15 protein-coding genes and 2 pseudogenes are annotated in these 18,190 nt (G+C 68.3%); 6 read left to right on the top strand and 11 right to left on the bottom strand.

Going from position 1 to position 18,190, the window contains the following annotated elements; all coding sequences use genetic code 11:
• Positions 1-183: 183 nt before the first annotated feature.
• From AOK00_RS08310 to AOK00_RS08290, 5 genes are all read left to right on the top strand, one after another.
• Positions 184-1,449 (top strand): serine/threonine-protein kinase, encoded by a 1,266-nt coding sequence (locus AOK00_RS08310; protein WP_055599668.1) that lies wholly within the window; start codon positions 184-186, stop codon positions 1,447-1,449.
• Between the two features lie 383 nt (positions 1,450-1,832).
• On the top strand, positions 1,833-3,434 hold the full coding sequence (locus tag AOK00_RS08305; RefSeq protein ID WP_055599667.1) for an ISL3 family transposase: 1,602 nt from the start codon (positions 1,833-1,835) through the stop codon (positions 3,432-3,434).
• Positions 3,435-3,490: 56 nt separating this feature from the next.
• The gene (locus AOK00_RS08300; RefSeq protein WP_055599666.1) at positions 3,491-3,922 is read left to right on the top strand and encodes a DUF4259 domain-containing protein; all 432 of its coding nucleotides are present in this window, start codon (positions 3,491-3,493) and stop codon (positions 3,920-3,922) included.
• Entirely contained in the window at positions 3,897-4,973 is a 1,077-nt protein-coding gene (locus tag AOK00_RS08295) for a hypothetical protein (protein ID WP_216822238.1), read from the top strand. The genes AOK00_RS08300 and AOK00_RS08295 overlap by 26 nt, the downstream gene beginning before the upstream one ends.
• 146 nt (positions 4,974-5,119) lie before the next feature.
• Entirely contained in the window at positions 5,120-6,856 is a 1,737-nt protein-coding gene (locus AOK00_RS08290; protein ID WP_055599664.1) for an FG-GAP repeat domain-containing protein, read from the top strand.
• A 440-nt stretch (positions 6,857-7,296) separates the two neighbouring features.
• Here AOK00_RS08290 and AOK00_RS08285 read toward each other — a convergent pair whose 3' ends face one another.
• The 7 genes and pseudogenes from AOK00_RS08285 to AOK00_RS08260 all read right to left on the bottom strand — a co-directional run.
• Positions 7,297-8,211, bottom strand: a complete 915-nt coding sequence (locus tag AOK00_RS08285) for a hypothetical protein (protein WP_254047281.1) — start codon at positions 8,209-8,211, stop codon at positions 7,297-7,299.
• Positions 8,212-8,942: 731 nt separating this feature from the next.
• Positions 8,943-9,433: pseudogene (tpg, locus tag AOK00_RS40085) on the bottom strand (telomere-protecting terminal protein Tpg); the annotation flags it as partial.
• 302 nt (positions 9,434-9,735) lie between these two features.
• The gene (locus tag AOK00_RS08275) at positions 9,736-10,515 is read right to left on the bottom strand and encodes a hypothetical protein (RefSeq protein ID WP_159041702.1); all 780 of its coding nucleotides are present in this window, start codon (positions 10,513-10,515) and stop codon (positions 9,736-9,738) included.
• 2 nt (positions 10,516-10,517) lie between these two features.
• Positions 10,518-11,039: an RNA polymerase sigma factor gene (locus AOK00_RS08270; protein ID WP_055599661.1), complete on the bottom strand. Its 522-nt coding sequence runs from the start codon at positions 11,037-11,039 to the stop codon at positions 10,518-10,520.
• Positions 11,036-11,251 carry a hypothetical protein gene (locus tag AOK00_RS08265; RefSeq protein ID WP_159041701.1) on the bottom strand — a complete coding sequence of 72 codons (216 nt, stop codon included), beginning with the start codon at positions 11,249-11,251 and terminating at the stop codon, positions 11,036-11,038. Before AOK00_RS08265 ends, AOK00_RS08270 begins: the two co-directional genes overlap by 4 nt.
• A gap of 141 nt (positions 11,252-11,392) precedes the next feature.
• Positions 11,393-11,710: a hypothetical protein gene (locus tag AOK00_RS40080; protein WP_107097336.1), complete on the bottom strand. Its 318-nt coding sequence runs from the start codon at positions 11,708-11,710 to the stop codon at positions 11,393-11,395.
• A gap of 252 nt (positions 11,711-11,962) precedes the next feature.
• Positions 11,963-12,256 (bottom strand): annotated as a pseudogene (locus tag AOK00_RS08260) (ATP-binding protein); the annotation flags it as partial.
• A 270-nt stretch (positions 12,257-12,526) separates the two neighbouring features.
• Here AOK00_RS08260 and AOK00_RS08255 point away from each other — a divergent pair.
• On the top strand, positions 12,527-12,925 hold the full coding sequence (locus tag AOK00_RS08255) for a transposase (protein WP_079041891.1): 399 nt from the start codon (positions 12,527-12,529) through the stop codon (positions 12,923-12,925).
• A 399-nt stretch (positions 12,926-13,324) separates the two neighbouring features.
• Here the strand turns inward: AOK00_RS08255 and AOK00_RS08250 are convergent, their stop codons facing one another.
• From AOK00_RS08250 to AOK00_RS08235, 4 genes are all read right to left on the bottom strand, one after another.
• Complete coding sequence (locus AOK00_RS08250) at positions 13,325-15,505, bottom strand: hypothetical protein (RefSeq protein WP_055599658.1); 2,181 nt, start codon at positions 15,503-15,505, stop codon at positions 13,325-13,327.
• Positions 15,502-16,179, bottom strand: a complete 678-nt coding sequence (locus tag AOK00_RS08245) for an ABC transporter ATP-binding protein (RefSeq protein WP_437441400.1) — start codon at positions 16,177-16,179, stop codon at positions 15,502-15,504. Before AOK00_RS08245 ends, AOK00_RS08250 begins: the two co-directional genes overlap by 4 nt.
• 280 nt (positions 16,180-16,459) lie before the next feature.
• The gene (locus AOK00_RS08240; RefSeq protein WP_030326431.1) at positions 16,460-16,828 is read right to left on the bottom strand and encodes a hypothetical protein; all 369 of its coding nucleotides are present in this window, start codon (positions 16,826-16,828) and stop codon (positions 16,460-16,462) included.
• A 132-nt stretch (positions 16,829-16,960) separates the two neighbouring features.
• Entirely contained in the window at positions 16,961-17,878 is a 918-nt protein-coding gene (locus AOK00_RS08235) for a helix-turn-helix transcriptional regulator (RefSeq protein ID WP_254047280.1), read from the bottom strand.
• Positions 17,879-18,190 lie beyond the last annotated feature (312 nt).

Raw genomic sequence — 18,190 nt, 5'->3', positions numbered from 1 at the left:
CCGCGCATCCCCCACCAGATCACTCACACCCCACCAACGACCCAGAACCCAAACCGTTTCTGATCAATATGGCGGAGCATCTAGTCGTGAGTGGGCAGCTGGTGGCCTTCAGTCCCTACGCAGTCGTGGCGACCTGCTCTAAATTGGTCGTCTCATCGACTCGGGTGACGCCAGGGGGATTGGGTGCACGAGGGCATGGCCGTCGGGAGCCGCTACCGCGTGGAACGCCTCCTGGGCAGAGGCGGCTTGGGCGAGGTCTGGGAAGCGACGGACCGCACCCTCGACCGGCGGGTCGCCATCAAGTTCGTCACCGGCGTCATGCAGTACCCAGAGGCGGCTCAGCGGTTCGCGCGTGAGGCCCGCACGCTCGCCTCGCTCCGCCACGGCAGCGTCGTGACCGTTCACGACGCCGGAACGGCCGACCACGACGGTCAGTCTCTGCCCTACCTCGTGATGGAGTTACTGGACGGCGCCACCTGGGAGTTCTCGCACGTGGACTCGATCGTGGAGACCGGGGCGCGCTTGGCGGACGTTCTCGCGCACGTTCACGCGGCGAAGGTTGTGCACCGGGACATCAAGCCCGCCAACATCATGATCTGTGCCGACGGGCGCACCGTGCTGATGGACTTCGGTATAGCCCGGGACGACGCCTCGCTCACCCGCACAGCCACCACCACCGGAAAATACTTCGGAACCCCCGGCTACATGGCCCCCGAACAGCTCCAAGGCCGTGCCGCCACACCTGCTTCGGACGTCTACGCCCTAGGGATCGTCCTGGTCGAGAAGCTCACCGGCCACCGACTGCCCGTCACGCAGCTCATGCCCCAGGTCCAATCCTCCATCCGCGAGCCCGTACTGTCCCTGCTTGCCCGGATGACCGCTGCACGTCCCGAGCAGCGGCCCTCCGCCATCGAGTGCGCTTCGCTGCTGCGCGCGTCCGAGGCACCCATGACATCGCGGCACGTGCCGTCCACGAGGAAGGAGTGGCGGCAACGGCTGGTTGAGCCGACGGTACTACTGGCGCTGCACGCGATCGTCCTGTTCCAGCCCGCATACAGGGCAGCTGGAGGCGGGAACGACAGCGTTGTCAAATCGTTCGGCAAACAGATCGTCTTTGCGGAGGAAGAGGACTTCTTCGAGTGGAATTTACGAGCTGGGAGAGCCCTAACTACCGTCGGAGCCGGCGTCGGGGTGGCGACTCTGCTGGTGGCGGTCATACTGCTCGTCCTGAGCTCTCGGGTGCCGACGAGGCTGGCGGGCTATGGCGCGGCAGTGCTCACCGTGGTGTGCCTCGGCTGGCAGACGATGGTCGATCTGCCCTATTTCGGCGGCGGCTATTACACTCAAGTCGGCTATGGCCTGTGGCTCTTCTATTTGGTGACGGCGGTGACCATCGCCATGTACGTCTACCACGATGTCCGTGCCCGCCGGGTGAGCACGCAGCCGTAGTCCACGGCCGTGCAGAGTCGGCCAGTGATGGACTTCAGGCAGCGGCCGCACCGGAACCGAGTCCTCGAACCTGGCCGTCCCACATTCCAGCCACGGATGCCGCCGCCGACACCCGCGTACGCCCTCAAACACGCGACACCCCCAGCGTGCTCCCCGCTCACGACTAGATTCACCGTCAGAGAAGCCGAAACAGTTGGGTTCGCTGTCAAAAGCCTCGATTGGATGACAAAGGACATTGAGGGCTGGCTTTGTGCGCGAGTTTGGGTTCTGGCTCAGCTTTCGTGCAGTGGCCACGGTGAGTGACGGCTGAGCGTCTCCGGACGGTATGCGAAGTCGCCCGAAAATGGACGGTGGTCAGTGCAGCTGGGCTGACAGTCCGGGCCGTGGAAGACGTTGCACTCCAGCTGAAGAAGTTGTTGTTCCCGGCGATCGCGGACATCGCGGTGGGGTCGGTGGACGTGGATATCGAGAACGTGCGCCTTGACGCGCAGTGCACCACGGCCGGCGCCGCCTGCCCGGGATGCGGAGTCTGCTCGACCCGAGTTCACAGCTCCTACCTGCGGTTTCTCGCTGATGTCCCGAGCGCCGGACGAAGCGTCGTACTCCAGCTGCGGGTCCGGCGGCTCCGGTGCGGGAACACCAAGTGCCCACGTCGGACGTTCGTGGAGCAGATATCCGGTCTCACCCGCAGGCACGGACAGCGCACCGAACGACTGCGTTCCATCCTGACCGCAGTCGGCCTCGCCCTGGCTGGTCGCGCCGGCGCCCGCCTGGCTGCCGTGCTCGGCATGTCCATCAGCCGGAGCACGGTCCTGCGCCTGGTCGAGGCGCTGCCCGAGCCGGAGGTGCCGATGCCTCGGGTGGTCGGCGTCGATGAGTACGCCACCCGTAAGGGCCACCGTTACGGCACTGTCCTGGTGGACGTCGAGACCCGTCGTCCGATCGATCTCCTGCCCGACCGGGAGGCATCAAGCCTGGCCGCCTGGCTCGCCCAGCGGCCAGGGATCGAGGTCATCTGCCGGGACCGTGCGCCGTTCTTCGCGGAAGGCGCCACCGCCGGGGCACCCCAGGCGACGCAGGTCGCCGACCGCTGGCACTTGTGGCACAACCTGGGGGAAGCCGCTGAGCGGGCGGTCGCCCGCCACCGCCAGTGCCTTCGGGTTCTGGTCCCCGATCCCGTGGCGAAGGCCGACGAACCGGCGCCGCCCGAGGAGGAGACGGGCTCGCCATGGCGGAGCGAGCGGTTCGCCAACCGCGTCCGAGCCCGGCACGCCACGGTCCACGCGCTGCTGGAAGCGGGCCACAGCCGCCGCTCCATCGGGCGTCAGCTCGAGATGACCCACCGCACCGTCAAGAGCCTCGCCGACGCTGCGAAGCCGGAAGACCTCTTCCGCGGCCAGTGGCAGCACAACCGGACCTCCGTCCTCGACGAGTACAAGCCCTACCTGGACCAGCGCTGGGATGAGGGCTGCACCAACGTCTGGAAGCTCTGGGAGGAGATCGTTCCCTTGGGCTATCGAGGCAGCTACGGCCGGGTCAGCGCCTACCTGCGAGAGAAGCGCACCTCGCCACGGCCGGTCACCGCGCAACCGCCGGCACCCCGCGTGGTGACGCGATGGATCCTCAGCCGACCCGAGACGCTGACCGAGATCGAACAGCTCCGGCTCAAGGCCGTCCTGACCAACTGCCCCGAACTCGACGCTCTGACCGGTCACGTCCGGGCCTTCGCCCACATGCTCACCGAGCGGCAGGGGGAACGACTCCCTCAGTGGCTCGACGCCGTCCGCCAGGACGACCTGCCCAGCCTCCACACTCTCGCGGCCGGCATCGACCGAGACCGCGACGCGGTCATCGCCGGCCTGACACTGCCCTGGAACTCCGGCGTCGTCGAAGGACACGTCAACCGGATCAAGATGCTCAAGCGACAGATGTTCGGCCGCGCAGGCTTCGCACTGCTCCGCAAACGGGTCCTGCTCGCCCCGTAGTCGTGTTGTCAGTTCCTGATGCGAAGATCCGGGCGACCATACGCAAGGAGATCAGCATGGGCACCTGGGATACCGGTCCCTTCGACAACGACACAGCCGCGGACTTCGCCAACGCGCTCGACGACGCCGAGCCCAAGGCACGTGAAGCCCTGATCCGAGGCGTCCTCATCCGGACGATCGACGCAACCGGCTATCTCACGGAAGCGGAAGAGGCGGTGGCCGCCGCCGCTTTGATCGCGGCGCAATGCCCGGGAGGCGAACCTGTCGACATGTCCTACGGCCCGGAAACACCAATGCCCGTCTTCCCTTCCGACCTTCGGGCACTCGCCGACGAGGCCCTCGCCCGCATCGTCGACGACGAGGATGGGCCAGCCTCAAACTGGGTCGACCCGGAGGACTGGAAGCAGTGGCGAGCCATACTGACGCGCCTTCGCGCAGTGCTTGCCCCGCCACCCCCGTCCATTGCTCTCTTCGACGTCCAGCAGTAACGGAGCGTCACTCAGCACGGAAGCTGAGCCAGAACCCGGCAAGCTCTGGTTCTACGGCGGCAACGGCAACCTTGGCGCCCCAGCAGCCCGGCAGAACGTCGGAACCGGAGGCTGGACCGGCGCCCTCATCGCCCACCGCGGGGACCTGAAGGGCATGTCATCCCGCGACTCGGCCCCCGACGGCTACGAGGACTTCCTCGTCCGCCTGCCCGACAACAGGCTCTACGTCTACCCCGGCAACGGTGTCGGCTCCCCGTGGGTATACACCCGGAAGCCACTCGCCCACCCTTCCCAGGGCTCTGACTGGCTCGGCCTGCGGCAGATGCTCCTTCCCGGCAACATCGACGGAAAGCTGGGCAACGACCTCATCACCGTCGAGTGCGTCTACGACGGATCGGGCAACTGCTACAACGCCCGTCTTCTCCTCTACAGCGGCCTCGTCATCGGCGGCGGCGGCCAGGACCAGACGAAGCCATTCGACTGGGCCAACCCGGTCGTCCTGGGAACCGGCGGCTGGCGTGACCTCTCCAGCCTCGCGGTCAGTGACGTCAATGGTGACGCTTACGCCGACCTCATCGCTCGCGACCCCGACAATGGCAAGCTCTACCTCTATCCCGGCTGCATCAACGACGCGAAAGACTGCCCCAACAGCGGATACAAGCTGCTCGAGCGTAGTGTCTACGGAACCGGCGGCTGGTCCCAGCGGCCCTATCTCACTTCCCCAGGCAACACGCAGGGTGCGCTGCTGAACGACACAGTCACCACACTGCCGTCGCCTGACCTTCCGCCCGACGACCCCCAGAACCAGCCTGTCACCCACAACTTCAAGCGGTTCATACCGACGGCCGGCCAGGAGCACGGCGACATCTGGGCCACCACGCCCGCTGACCCGGATACTCCCGTCGGGTACGTGGACTCGGCGGGCAACTGGACGAGCGTGCTCTGCCCCACCGGCTGCCTCCTCACCTACCCCGGCACGCCCACCGGCCATGGCTCACCGCGTTTGGCGGGCACCGGCGGATGGGCCACCCTGATCACCGGCATCTTCTAACCAGTCACCGCCCCACCGTGAAGGCCGGGTGTGCCATGCCTCTCGGGAGGCACGGCGCACCCCGCCGCCATCTGTCACCCTGGCACCACCGTGCAGCCCCGCAGTGTCCCGGGCCCGTCGTCACACGCACTCCCTGTGAAGGACTCATGAGAGACATCACCCGTCACGCGGCCGCGCTGAGCGCGGCCGCCGGCCTGCTCACCGCCGCGACGCTTCTCGCCCCGTACTCCGCAACCGCCGCCGCCGAACTGCGGCTGGCGGGGTACGACGTCGTCGCTGCGCCGGGTTCGGCACCCCGCTTCTTCCCCGTCGTGCAATCCGGGCCGGTCTCCGGCAAGGTGGTCATCGCCGTCGGCACGAAGCCGATGACCGACCCTGCCGGCGACGGCGCAGGCTTCCCCCAGGGATACCGCGCCCGCGGCAACGAGTGCGAGCAGCCCGCCGGATACATCGGCGTCTTCGTCTGCGACGGCGCGCCGTATCAGCAACCCGACGCCCTCGTCCCCGCCGACGCGAGCGACGCGACCCTTTACTGGGGCTTCGCCCACCTCTCGGCCGGCGGCGACCTGAAGGCTGCCGTGGAGGCGGCGCGCACCGCCGGTGCGCGCCCGGCCGACGGCCGGCACGGCACGGGACAGGTCAACGTCACGTCCCGCGCTCACGCGCTGCTGAACACGATCGGCTTCGACGCCGAATCCGTCCCCGACGGAGGCACCGCCCACCAGCAACTACGCGTCCACGCCAACGACGCCGGACAGCTGACCCTCCGCTTCGACCACGCCCAGGGGCAGCTCACGCGAAACGCGCCGCCCGTCCGGATAGGCCGTGTCACCACCGACTCCGGCGCAACCTGCGAAATCCGCTACGCGACTTTGATCGGCAGCGTTCCCAACCTGGCCTGCGACCTCGAGGCCGGAGACCATGTCATCGGCTACGACCTGGCCGGCGATCCGGGCCAGTACGCCCAGAGCTTGCAGGCGCACACCCGCTACGACATCTACGACCTGGGTGTCTGGGACGAATCAGACGTCAAGCAGAGCAGCCGGCCGTTTGCAGTCCAAGGCCGCACCATCCTGCCCTGGCACGGCCTGCACGCCCGCGACACCACCGGCACGCTCTGGGAGTACGGCGGCACCCGCCGCGCCACCGCCCCCCTGCACGAGCGCACCGGGACCGGCCCCGGCTGGCAGGCCTACACCGCCGTCACCTCCCTCTCCCCCTACAGACAAGGCCCCTACTCCCGGAACGTGGTCGCCCCGTCTGCCGCCACCCGCGGTCTCGGCGACCTCGTCGCCCGTGACACGGGCGGCACCCTCTGGTACTATCATCGCCAGACCGGCAACAGCGGCGGCGATTTCGCGCCCCGCGTCAAGGCAGGCACCGGCTGGAACATCTACGACCGGATCACCGGCGCCGGAGACCTCGACCGCAACGGAAGCATGGACCTCCTGGCCCGGGACAAGACCGGAGCGCTGTGGCTGTACAAGGGCACGGGCAGTTTCACCGGGGCGCGGTTCAAGGACCGGGTGAAGGTCGGCGGTGGCTGGGGTGGCTACAACCAGCTCTCGGGCGGGGCCGACGTGACCGGTGACGGCCGATCCGACCTGCTGGCCCGGGACAGGGCCGGGATCCTGTGGCTCTACCAGGGTTCGGGGAGTGGAACGTCCCCGTACACGACTCGCACCAGGGTCGGCGCGGGCTGGAACGCCTACAACCAACTCGTCGTCGCCGGAGACCTCACCGACGACGGCAAGGCGGACGCCGTCGCCCGCGACACCACCGGCCTCCTGTGGCTGTACCAGGGCACAGGCAAGACGACCACACCGTTCGTAGGCCGCGTCAAAATCGGCACCGGCTGGGGGACGTACAACCTCGTCTTCTGACCGACAACGCCCCGGGGCGGACCGCGCGATCGGACAAGGCGAGGACCGACCAGGATCCGGCCTGAATCGATGTGGTCGGCCCACAGGCGTACCACCGGTACGAAGCACCTCGGCGTTCTCCCGACTGCCTCGCCGAACGCTCCTGCCAGGCCGTCGACAGAGGCGAGCGCGTCGTCGGCGGCCAGACCCCTTGCGACCGCCGAACGAGCTGCCGCCGGCGGCACGACAGAGCTCAATCGCGGTCCGCGGTGATCCCGCCGCACACCCCCCGCAAGCGGACCCACCTCATCGCGTTCCTCGCCGACCTGCTCTTCAGCGTCGTCCTGCTCACCGCCGGCACCCCCGCAGGTCTCTCCCAGCTCTACGACGCCTCAGCACCCACAGCCGCACAAAAGGCTGACTTTTCGTCAGGCTCGTCCGTCACGGGCAATGGGGCAGTTCTAGCGGCTCATTCCGTATACCGGCGGGTTGGAGACGGGGCGGGTTCGGGAGCGCTTCACGGCCGTGGCGCGGGCTATCTCGAAGGCGATGGCCGCGTGCTCGTACTTGAACCAGGGCTGGGCTCCGCACCACGGCCCGATCAGACGGAACTGCTCCAGGGCGGCCGTGTAGAGCATCGACTGAAGCATGTAGTGCGCGAGCAGGTGGCGCAGGGCCGGCAGGCGCTCGTCGTCGGGCGGGACCTGTTCGAAGGACGCGGCGACCTGCTTCAGTGTCTTCCTGGTCAGCGGCGTGAAGGGCATCGCAACGACGAGGTGGCGTTCGGTGAGCTCGTTGAGTGCGTGCAGGTAGATCCCGGCGAGTGGGCTGCCGGGCGGGGCCTTTCGGACCGTCTGGCGGGCGAAGCGCATCATCCGCCGGTCACTGCCGTACCACTTGGCGCACCAGTACTGGAGGGCCTGCCAGTGCCCCTCGTAGTGGTGGGGCGCGCGGGCGACGAGTTCCTCCCAGAGCGGCTTGAAACGCGCCCGCCTGTACTTGGCTCCACGCGCTGCCGTGATCATGACGACCCAGGGGCCTGGGTTCGCTGGGTCGAGCAGCGCGGCCCGCTGTGCCTCCTCGATGGCGGCGGGGAGCATCGCGCGGAAGCGGTCCATGTCCGAGGACAGGACCTCGTGGGCGTACCCGCTGCCCCGGACTTCCCAGGCACGGTGGACCATCAGGCTCGCGCGGAGGGTTGCCGCGTCGCAGTTTCCAGGCTCGGCAGCGTGCCAGGCTTCAAGCCAGGCGTCGTCCTCCCGGGCGACGTGCTGCAGCAGTTCCAGGCGGGCCCAGCGTTCGTCCCAGTCCTCCCCCGCCGCACTGACGTACCGCTCGGCGGTCTCCCAGTCCCCTTCCCATGCTGCGTCGGCCACGGCCTGCCGTTCCTTCGTCCGGTACACCGGCGGGGGCGGCCCGGGGCGCCGAGAGTCGAGCTGCTCACGGGGCGGGAGGCCGTAGGAGGACGCGACAAAGTGGTCTGCGGCCCTGCCGTCGACGTGGCGAGGGGTGCTGACGACGCGATAGAGCACGATGAGGAGCACGCCGAGTGCAACGGCGCCGGAGATGGTCACGGCGGGGAATCATTCCCGAAGCGATCACTCCCTGCAATAGCTCAGGGCAACGATATGGCGAGGTCAGAGGGATCGCGCCCTCACATCGCATCCCGTCTGACCGGCACGACACCCCCAGGCGGACGGCCTGACTGTCGGCCTTCTCCGGGATGCTGTGGCGGATCCCCCGCCGCGGTCACCGGCATGCCGATCTGCTGCACGCTCGCGGGCAACTCGCACGACACTGGCGTGACCGGACCCTGCAACGCTCTGCGCCATCAATCGCCGGACCGCTCGATGGCGCATGCCCGTGGCCCCGCACACGGCGCGGCCCCAGCGATCCGTTGCCGGAGTGCCGGGGCCGAAGACGGTCCGGTCGTACTGCCCCAGAGCGCGCTGGGCACCGGTCCTGACCCGCGCACCCATGTCGGCGCGGACTGCCTACGACCCTAACGCCCCGCCGGGGCGCGGCGGGCCCGGCCTGGGCAAGGCCGGCTGATGCCCATCTCGAGAATCAGTCACATCGTGCCCGGCTCGAACCAGCGCCACCGGACCTACAGCTCGAACTGGATCTGTTCGATGTCGGTCAGCTCGACCAGGAGGTCAGCGGCGCGGCGGCCGCCGTCACGGAAGTACACCTCGCTCAGGGCGTCGGCGGTGGCCTGCTGAAGTTCGCGGTCGGTGGCCCCTTGCTCCTGGGCATCGAGGACGCGGGCGGCCTGTGCGGGCGGGAGGGCGAGGGTGAGGTTGCGCATGCGCGCGTCGTCGGTGGTACCCGGCGCCGCGGTGAACCCGAACCGGGCACGGACGTCCACCATCAGACCAGCCGACGTCGCCGCAGCCCTGCGCGCCCTGGCCTCACCTGCGGCTGCCACCGCCGCCGAACCTCAGCACCCATCCTCTCCGCAAGCTCAGCCCGCGGCTTCCTGATCTGATCACGCACATACCGCTCCACAGTGCACTGAGAAACACCGAGCAGCAGCTGCGCGACGTCACGAGTGCTGCCCTGGTGCTGCTTAACGAGATAGCGAACCTGAGCGCCGGACAGGATCGCGCAGAGTCCCAGGCGAACGCCAAGCTTCTCCTGCAGGAGCGCGCGGCGCGTATCGCGGCCGTGGCTTCTGAGTGCTGATGCCGTCCGAAGCCTCCCGATCGTGACCAGCCCGCGCCCATATCCGCTGGCACTCTGGGCCAGGCCGAGAGACGTGAGGGACACGCGCAACAGTGCCAGCCCGGGCACCACCGGGGTCCGCTAATCGATTAGCGGACCCCGGTGTCTGGCATGAACGCCATAATCTCTTACGCACGCATCAATGGAGACTCTGATGTGTCGCGTCCCCGTATCCCTTACGGTTCAGCTCGTTCGGCGTCCCGCAGGCGCGACCGGCGGGTCTTCCACAGGGAGCGCACGACGCCCATGAGGGTGAGCACGGTTCCGTTGAGGATGAAGCTCGCCACCAGCGCCAGCGTGAGGGGGGATCCGGTCAGCATTCCCGCCAGTACCAGCAGGGTGTTGAGGATGACCACGATGAGCGCGACGGTCTCGTTGCCGATCCAGGTGAGCCGCCGAGAGTGCGGGGGCTCAGCTGCCACCTGAGGGGAGGGGATGTCTACGGAGATGGAGTTGCCCAGCCGCAGACTGATCGGCGTGACACCCCCGGCTTCGATCGATCTGTGAACGGCGACCTCGGCCAACTGCAACCGACGGAGCTCCAGTTCCGTTTCCCGATGCTCTGCCTGGTCCTGGAAACCCTGGCGTGTGCGCTCCCTCTCGTCCTCCCGGGCCCACATCTCACGCCGCTCGTAGTGCCTCAGCTCTTCTTTCCTCAGCGCCACCATCTCGGGGGTGAGGCGCTCCTCGGGGGAACTCGGAGGCGCAGTGTAGGACGCCCCGCTGGTGTCGTCGGTGAGCCTCTCACGCTCTTCAGGACCCGGCTCGCCGAGGTCGTCATCGAGGGCCGGACGAGCGAGGAGCCCAGCGTCGTGCACCACGTCGTTCAGCATGTCGATGCGTGCTGTTTCGTCGGGGTCGATGGCGAGCTTGTCCAGGGCGAGCCCGAAGCGCCGGATCCTCTCCCGCTCCAGCGTTTCGGCGCCAGCGGTGTTCCGCTCCTGTGCTTCGTCCATGGTCACTGGTCACCTCCTCGCCCGTCGGGCTCTTGCTCGAGCGCTCGTCGTAGCGCCCTCAGTCCGTCGTGGCAGTGGCGTTTGACGGTGCCTTCCGCGATGCCCAGGGTCGTGCTGACCTCTGCGACGCTCAACTGGTGCAGGTGGCGGAGCTTGACGACGGAGGCTTGACGTTCGGGCAGCATCTGCAGTGCCTCGTGGACAACGATGGAGGCGATCACCTCCTCGTCGGCCGACACTCTCGCCTCCTCGTACTCGCGCGCCAACTTCTGGGCCAGTTCCCTGTCCTGGTAGACCGTCTTCCAGTAGGCCTGACGCAGGTACCAGGTGACCTTGCGCGCGTAGGCCTCGGGGTGCTCATCACGACTCCGCGCCCACTGGCGCCGGACAGCGAGGAACGCGTCCTGCAAGATCGTCTCGGCCTCGTCCGCCGGGACCCCGGATGTCAACAGTCTGCGGTGCATGGAATCACCGTGCAGGGCGAAGAGAGCGATAACCTCGCCGTCGAACTCCTCGTCGCTCACGAAGTGATCTCCCCCGCCGTGGGGCTCTGCCGGCTGGGCTCGAGCGGCGCCGGACTCGACGTCCGGCGGATGACCCTCGTGCGCCCGCCCGGTTCCGACTCGAAGAAGTCCATGCCGTCCTTGACCTGCGTAACCAGGTCCACGCTCGCCTTGTTGCGTTCGCGTTCGAGCTCCACAGCGGTCCGGGCACGGACCCGCTCAGTGAGGTACACCCACGCACCCCCCAGGCCGCGAATGCCCCTCAACGCCCCCCGGACCGCTGCCGCCGCTTCCATCATGTCGCTACCCCTCCGCTCCCTCAGGTGGACCATTGACAGCTATATGGGTCAGGCGAGGGAAAGGGTTGGGTCCGTTCACCAGATTCTTTCCGGTTGTCCGCCTCTGCCATGGCCTCTGAGTGCTGATGCGGTCCGCGGCCTGCCGATCATGACCAGCCCGCGCCCGCAGGCTTCTGCCGTGTCGGACGATGACGTGCCGGTGCCCCGCCTTCCACTGTGAGCGTGGAAGACGGGGCCCCGGCGGTTGGGGTCAGCGGCGGTGGTGGCGGTGGCCCCGGACTCGGTCTCGACGACGCGGTTGCGGTCGTCGCGCAGCGTCGCGGTGTCGGAGCGGTTGTCCCACACGTAGTTGCGGCGGTCCTGGAACACGTCGGTGAGGGTGGCTTTGCTCATGTTCAGCAGCAGCGTTTGTCTGCCGGTTTGGGCGTCAGTTGGTGATCACTGGGCCTCGGAATGTTCACGAGAGATAGCGTCAGCGCATGGACCAGCGCGGCCTGGACCGCTTGCTCGGGTGTCAGGGGACATGTTGGCGCCCCGGAAAGACGTTCGCCGCCTGCCGTCCAACCTCTCCTCTTGAGGGGTGGGATTATGGCGGGCTGGCGTGCTGAGGCGTGGGCGGCCTGAGTGCTCGAGCTGGGTGTTTGATCAAGCGACGTTGGTGTCGCGCTCGATGGCAGCGAGCCGGTTCTTCAGCCGGTAACTCGGACCGTTGACAGACACGACGTCGCAGTGGTGCAGGAGCCGGTCGAGGATGGCGGTGGCGAGGACTTCGTCACCGAACACCTGCCCCCATTCGCTGAAGGATTTGTTCGAGGTCAGGATGATCGAGCCCTTTTCGTAGCGCTTTGAGATCACCGGAAACACCAGGTTCGCCTCAGCCCGTTCCAGCGGCTGATAGCCCACTTCATCGACGACGAGGACGCCTGGACGGAGGTAGGTGCGGGAACAACCCCTGACCAGCAACAACACACCCAGAACTCACGGTCTCTCACCCCACTGTCACAAAACCGAGAGATCGCACCCACAAGCCTCACCTGAATAAACGCTCGGCAGAAGGATTCACCAACGCAATCCAGCTGCAGGCCGAGCTCCAAGACCTCGGCTACCGCGGCAGCTACCAGACGATCAGTGACTACCTGCGAGCGAGGCGCCGCCGTCGCATCCGCGTGGTCGCGCCTGCACCTCCGGGCGTCCGACAGGACTGGGTGGATGATGCGACATCCTGAGCACTTGGGCGACGAAGAAGGCCAGCGCTTCACCGCCGTCCTCGCCCGGTGCCCGGAACCGACCGCCCTCCATGGACACGTCCGCACCTTCGCCGAGATCCTCACCACCCGCTCCGGCCAGCACCTCAAAGACTGGGTCACTGCCACCCGCGCCGACGATCTGCCAGGACTCCACACATTTGCCACCGGCCTGGAGAAGGACTGGGACGCGGTCGTCCAGGGCTTGACTACCTGCTGGAACTCCGGTCCGGTGGAAGGCCGGGTCAACCACATCAAGATGATCAAGCGCCAGATGTTCGGCCGGGCCAAACTCCCCTGTGTCCGGCGCCAGCCGCGTCGCCCGATCCGGTGGCGGCCGGGGACGGCCACCGAGTATCTGTAGGAGCCTGGCCTCACCAGTCGGGGACCTCAGGGCAGCGCTTCAGCGTGACCCGGGGCATGGGGTGCCCGGGTCGGGTCGGACTTGGCGGACCTCCGTCTTGGATCGGGGCCCGGCCGCATGCCCAACAGCCGCACTAACCTCCGACGTTCTGCGACAGGAGCCCACCTGAGCCTTCGATTCCAAGACGCCGGGGCGCATCATCACCTTTGACTGAGCGGCGGCAAGCAAAGGGGGCCCTTGTCGCGATCGGTGGCTACCTCGGTTTCCGGGCAGCTGGCGGCGTCGAAGTCGGCCAGGCCGGTGAGGCGGCCGAGCTGATCTTCAAGTCGCCACGGCCGACCGTAGTCCCTCGGACGCGTTGCGGTGGGTGGACATCACCGCCCGGGTCGGTGGCGGGGTTCAGTCGCCGCCCGGCCGCCACCCGGTTGCTGCCCGTAGCGCCGTGGCTGCCCCCCACACCGTGAGCGCGAGGGCGCACACCAGCGCGCCCGAGGTGAGGGACGCCAGGCCCAGGGGGTCGCTGGGGGCGACGCTCCTGACCGGCGCGGCCAGCCACCAGGCCAAGCCGACCCCGGCGAGCGAGGCCAGGGCTGCCGGGAGCAGGAGCGACCAGCCCGCGACCGCACCGTAGAGCCGCCTTCCGGGCGCTATCACGGACAGTGGCGCGAGTTCGCGTCCGAAGCGCAGGAAGTCCGTTATCGCGCCGATGCCCGCGCTCAGACAGACGATGGTGATGCCGGCCGTGGACAGTAGACGCAGCCAGCCCGCCGCGATGGTCAGTTTGCCCAGGCCGCCACCGTTGAGCACGTAGTCGACTCTGGCGGTCATGGCGAGGTGGCGGTGGGCAACCCCGTTCAGCGTGGCCAGCGGAAGTTGCTGGCCGCCGGTGCCGAAGAGAACCAGCTCGCGTCCGGCATCGGCCGCCGCAGCTAGCTGCGCGATGTCGCCAGATCGCACCACGACCTCCATGCCGTCGGCTGCGCCGACACCGCCGAGGTACTCCCGCAGCCGTGACTCGGATGTTGCGAAGCTGATCGGCTGCGGACGCTCGTTGCAGGATATGCGCAGCTCGCGCAGCGCGGGACAGTCGCCGACGAGTTCAACCTGGCCCTTGCCTTCTGCGTGCACCTGCACCGCGAGTGCGTGCACTTCCGGCGGTAGCGCGTCGTGGAACGCTTGCACCTTGGCGGGTTCTGCGTACGGGGCGACCCGCAGCACACTGGTGCCCAGCCGCTCGCGCGAGTCGACCGCTCCCTGGCCTGCCGCGGTCAGGGACGCCGTCCACACCTGGATCTGAACGGCGATGCCGATGGCGATGACGAGGGCGGCGACCAGGCGAGTGACCGTGTGGGGCGCCGCCGCCATCCGCCGCCCGGCGAGTAGCAGGCCGGCGGCGCCCCTGCGGTAGCCGAGGGTCGCGAGATGCGGTCCCAGCAGGCTGACGCACGTGCCGATGGCGCTGGGGAGGGTGACCAGGACGAGCAGGTACCCGGTGGCGTAAAGGACCACGACTGTGTCGGGAGGCGCTAGGTCGACGACCCGGACCGTGAAGAGCAGCGCGATGGGGAACAGCCACAGGCTCCAGGTGGCTCTGCGGGTGCGGACTGCCGTCGGGCGGGTGGCCCGCGCGCGGCGGCGCGGTTGCGCGAGGGCAGTCACGAGGAGGATGGCGGCCGGGACGGCTACCAGGATGCCTGCCAGCAGCGGGGCTGCCGCACGTACGTCCCGGGCGGCCAGGATGAATGTGGTGGAAGGGAGGGGGACGTCGATGATGAGGGCGGGCAGCGTGGCGACCGCTCCTGCGGCCGCGCCCAGTGCAACCGGTCGGGCCGCCTCGCCGGCTGTGCAGCAGGCACGCGCGAACCGACTGCTGCCGAGTGCCGCGAGCAGCATGGTCCTGCGGTCCCGGGCAGTGGCTCCCGTGCGGACGGCAATGGCGACGAGCAGGGCCACGGGCAGGAGCACGAACCCGGCGTAGGCGGCGAGGAACTCGGCCTTCCCGAAGTAGTGCAGGTGCTCGCCCAGGACGCCGGTACCGGTCGTCTCGCCGAAGCCGCTGATTCCTTGCATCACAGAGCGGTCCAGCATGGCTGCGGTGGGCCGGGTGTAGACCAGGAACTCGCCGGGGGCTTCCAGACCGGCGGGCTCGATCACACCGGCGAGGCGGCCGTACTGCGCGGCCACCGCGTCTTCGCCGGAGGCGTCGAGCAGTGCCCGGGATACGAAGGATTCACCGGGCAGGGGCCAGCGTGGCAGGCCGGGTGGGGGCGTCAGCCGGTCCATGAGCGGCTCGAGGTGGATGACGTCGTAGGCCAGGCCGTCGGCCTCGGCGGGATCCCATCTCCACAGGGCTCGCACCGGCTCGTCGGGGTAGGCCGCGGTCAGACGGGGAGAGCGTTCCAGAGTGCGTTGTGTGCGGCCGTCGAAGGAGGCGTCGGTGACCGCCAGCCCGCCGACGGCGAGGGTGAGCAGGGCAGTGGCCAGGGCCAGGGCCCAGGAGCGGATGCGGCCGGCTTCCGCACGGTGTGCGGTCGACGCACCGATCCTCCACAGCTGCGACGCGAGCCTGCCTGTGGTCATGAGCGGGCCCTGGAACGGGAGGTGGAGCGAGCGCCGGGCAGCCAGTTGAGCGGAGCGGTGCGTTGTCGGCCGGTGGAGGTGTCGGGTGGTTGCGGTGTGGCGGTGGCGTCTTGCGGCACCAGGCGCCCGGCATCGAGGGTGACGCGCCGGTCGGCGCGCCGGGCTACTGCCTCGTCGTGGGTGACGAGCAGCAGGGCGCACCCTCGGGTGGCGGGGAGGGTGTGGAGGAGTTCTGTGACGGCGTGGCGGTGGGCGGGGTCGAGCGAGCCGGTGGGTTCGTCGGCCAGCAGCAGTGCCGGTTCGTTCATCAGAGCGCGGGCGACCGCGGTGCGCTGGCGCTCGCCGCCGGACAAGGTGTCCACGGGTCCGTCCACCGGGTGGACGCCGAGCTCGCCCAGCAGATCCGTCGCGCGGCGGTCGGCCTCCTTGGGCCGCATGCCGCCGAGCAGGCCGGCCAGTGCCACGTTCTCCAACGGGGATAGTTCGGGGAGGAGTTCACCGAACTGGAAGACCATGCCCATGTTGCGGCGCCGGTGCCGGGCGAGCGCACGTGAGGACATCGCGCCGAGGTCGGCGCCCGCGACTCGTACGGTGCCCTCGGCCGGGCGGATGAGGCCGAGGATGCTCATCAGGAGCGTGCTCTTGCCGCTGCCGCTTGGTCCGGTGACAGCCACGGACTCACCTGCCCCGATGCTCAGGGTGACGTCCTCGAAGAGCGTCCGGCCTGGCACGTGGCAGGTCAGCCTCTGGATGTCGAGTACCGGTGGGTCGTCTTGGCCTTGCACTGCGCGGTCTCCCCGTTCTTCTCGATGGCGGCTGCATACACTGCACGTCGGCGCCGGGAGGCGGCCTGTGAGAGAGGTCGCCTCCCGGCGCGCGACGAGCGGTTGTCAGGTCCTGCGGGGTGACGCCCCGGTAGGGCACGGGCGTTCACGGGGCCGCAGGGCGGCCGGCTCAGAAGGACTCCATACCGCCGCAGAGGTCGGGCAGGTTGTTGCGGACCTCGCAGGCCTGGCCGCGGAAGATGGTGGAGTGCTTGCCGCTCTCCACCGTGCCCGGGTTGCCGTCGTTGTCGGCCGGGCCCTCAGCGCCGGCCTTGTTCCACAGCGTGAGCTTGTCGGCCGGGTGGGCGTTGCGGTAGTACTCGGCCTTCACGGAGTTGCCGTCCGCCTCCAGGTCGCGGATGTTCATGACCGTGTCGGACTGTTCGGTCCACGCCTTGGCCCCGTAGTGCGTCTGCGACCAGGCGAAGGCCGGGGACGAACCGGCGATCGCCGCGAGAGCGAAGAGACCAACAGCGGCACGACGCATGCCCATCTTCATGGGAGCTCCATTTCCTTGACTGACACAGGGATCCATACCGGACTCGGCGGGCCCCGCTCGAACGTGAATCATTCTGTGAAGCGGAGCCGGCCGAGTCGTTGGCCAGGAGTCGACAGTGCCTTGACGATCCGTCTACTCGCCGCCCCCGGTGGTCGTGGGCGTCGTCTGGCGGTAGGCGGTGGGGGTCATCGCGTAGGCGTCGCGGAATGCGCGGCTGAAGGCAGCCGCGTGGCTGAAGCCACGGCGTGCGGCGATCACGTGCACGGGCATTTCCCGCAGCAGCGGGTCGAGCAGGTCACGACGCGCGTGCTCCAGGCGCTGACGCAGCAGGGCCCTCCCCACCGTGGTGCCGTCCCCCTCCTGCTGGAACAGCCGGTGGAGGTAGCTGACCGAGATGTGGTGCGCGGCGGCAATCGAGGGGACATCCAGCCGGGAGTCGTCGGAGTTCTCCCGGATGAAGGTCCTGATGCTGAGAGCCAGTGTCCGCCGGTGCGTCTCGTACGGCAGACTGCGCTCTGCGTCGAGGGCACCGGCGAAGACCGCGGCGACCAGATCGGCCAGTACGGTCCGTAACCGGGGTGCCTCAGATGGCCGGTACGACCTGCTGTCCGCCACCATCCGGGTCAGGAACTGCGCCAGCAGCGCCCCCGTCCCCTCTCGTGCCGACAACCTCCCACCGATCACGCGGTCGGCTTCCCGCGCGGGCAGGGGCAGCACCGCCTTGGGTATCTCCACGCCGATGAAGCGGAGGGGCTCACGGCCGGTTTGGATCTCCCAGACCCTGGAAGTGTCGCTGGTGTGCAGGTCGTACGCGCGGTGCGTACGGGTCTCTTTGCCGAGGGTGACGTGTCCTTCCCCGCGCTGGATGAGGGAAAGGTGGTACGCCTCGGGATCAGCCTTCCGGATGAGCTTCGCAGTGCGACGGAAGACAAGGGGCTGGCATTCCGCTGGGTAGACCGCCACCTCCCCCAGAGAAATGACGCGCTGGTTCACTTGGAATTCAGTGGCATAGTCGCTTTCCATTTCCATCGGTGCGTGCGTCTCGGCCATGAGGGCCGCGAAACAGTCGAATCGGTCACCGGGTGCCAATTCTTCACTGCGGAACGATCTCTCGGGCAACATGGCCAAGGGTTTACAGCGACACGAACAGCAGGCGCAAGTGACCCTGGCGGCCCCGAGCGGATCCCGGGCAGGGCCAGAACAGCAGGGCCGGCGCTACACACCCCTTGATCACCTTCCGGATACCACGTTCCAGCGGACACACCGAGACAACGCCATGGAATATGCTTTTCCGGATGACCCTGCAGCGATCACCAAGGCGCACATATAAGCGCCGATTCGCCCGGCTGATCCCCCGCTCTC

Origin of the sequence: Streptomyces aureus (assembly GCF_001418135.1) — a bacterium.
GTDB lineage: Bacteria > Actinomycetota > Actinomycetes > Streptomycetales > Streptomycetaceae > Streptomyces > Streptomyces aureus_A.
This window is presented reverse-complemented; position numbering and strand designations above follow the sequence as displayed.

What these genes read in the sequence shown, in the direction of transcription:
- AOK00_RS40080 (WP_107097336.1), bottom strand. Translation starts at nt 11,710, where the DNA reads ATGAGCAAAGCCACCCTCACCGACGTGTTCCAGGACCGCCGCAACTAC.
- AOK00_RS08290 (WP_055599664.1), top strand. Translation starts at nt 5,120, where the DNA reads ATGAGAGACATCACCCGTCACGCGGCCGCGCTGAGCGCGGCCGCCGGC.
- AOK00_RS08255 (WP_079041891.1), top strand. Translation starts at nt 12,527, where the DNA reads ATGATGCGACATCCTGAGCACTTGGGCGACGAAGAAGGCCAGCGCTTC.
- AOK00_RS08235 (WP_254047280.1), bottom strand. Translation starts at nt 17,878, where the DNA reads ATGGCCGAGACGCACGCACCGATGGAAATGGAAAGCGACTATGCCACT.
- AOK00_RS08300 (WP_055599666.1), top strand. Translation starts at nt 3,491, where the DNA reads ATGGGCACCTGGGATACCGGTCCCTTCGACAACGACACAGCCGCGGAC.
- AOK00_RS08240 (WP_030326431.1), bottom strand. Translation starts at nt 16,828, where the DNA reads ATGAAGATGGGCATGCGTCGTGCCGCTGTTGGTCTCTTCGCTCTCGCG.
- AOK00_RS08275 (WP_159041702.1), bottom strand. Translation starts at nt 10,515, where the DNA reads ATGGACGAAGCACAGGAGCGGAACACCGCTGGCGCCGAAACGCTGGAG.
- AOK00_RS08250 (WP_055599658.1), bottom strand. Translation starts at nt 15,505, where the DNA reads ATGACCACAGGCAGGCTCGCGTCGCAGCTGTGGAGGATCGGTGCGTCG.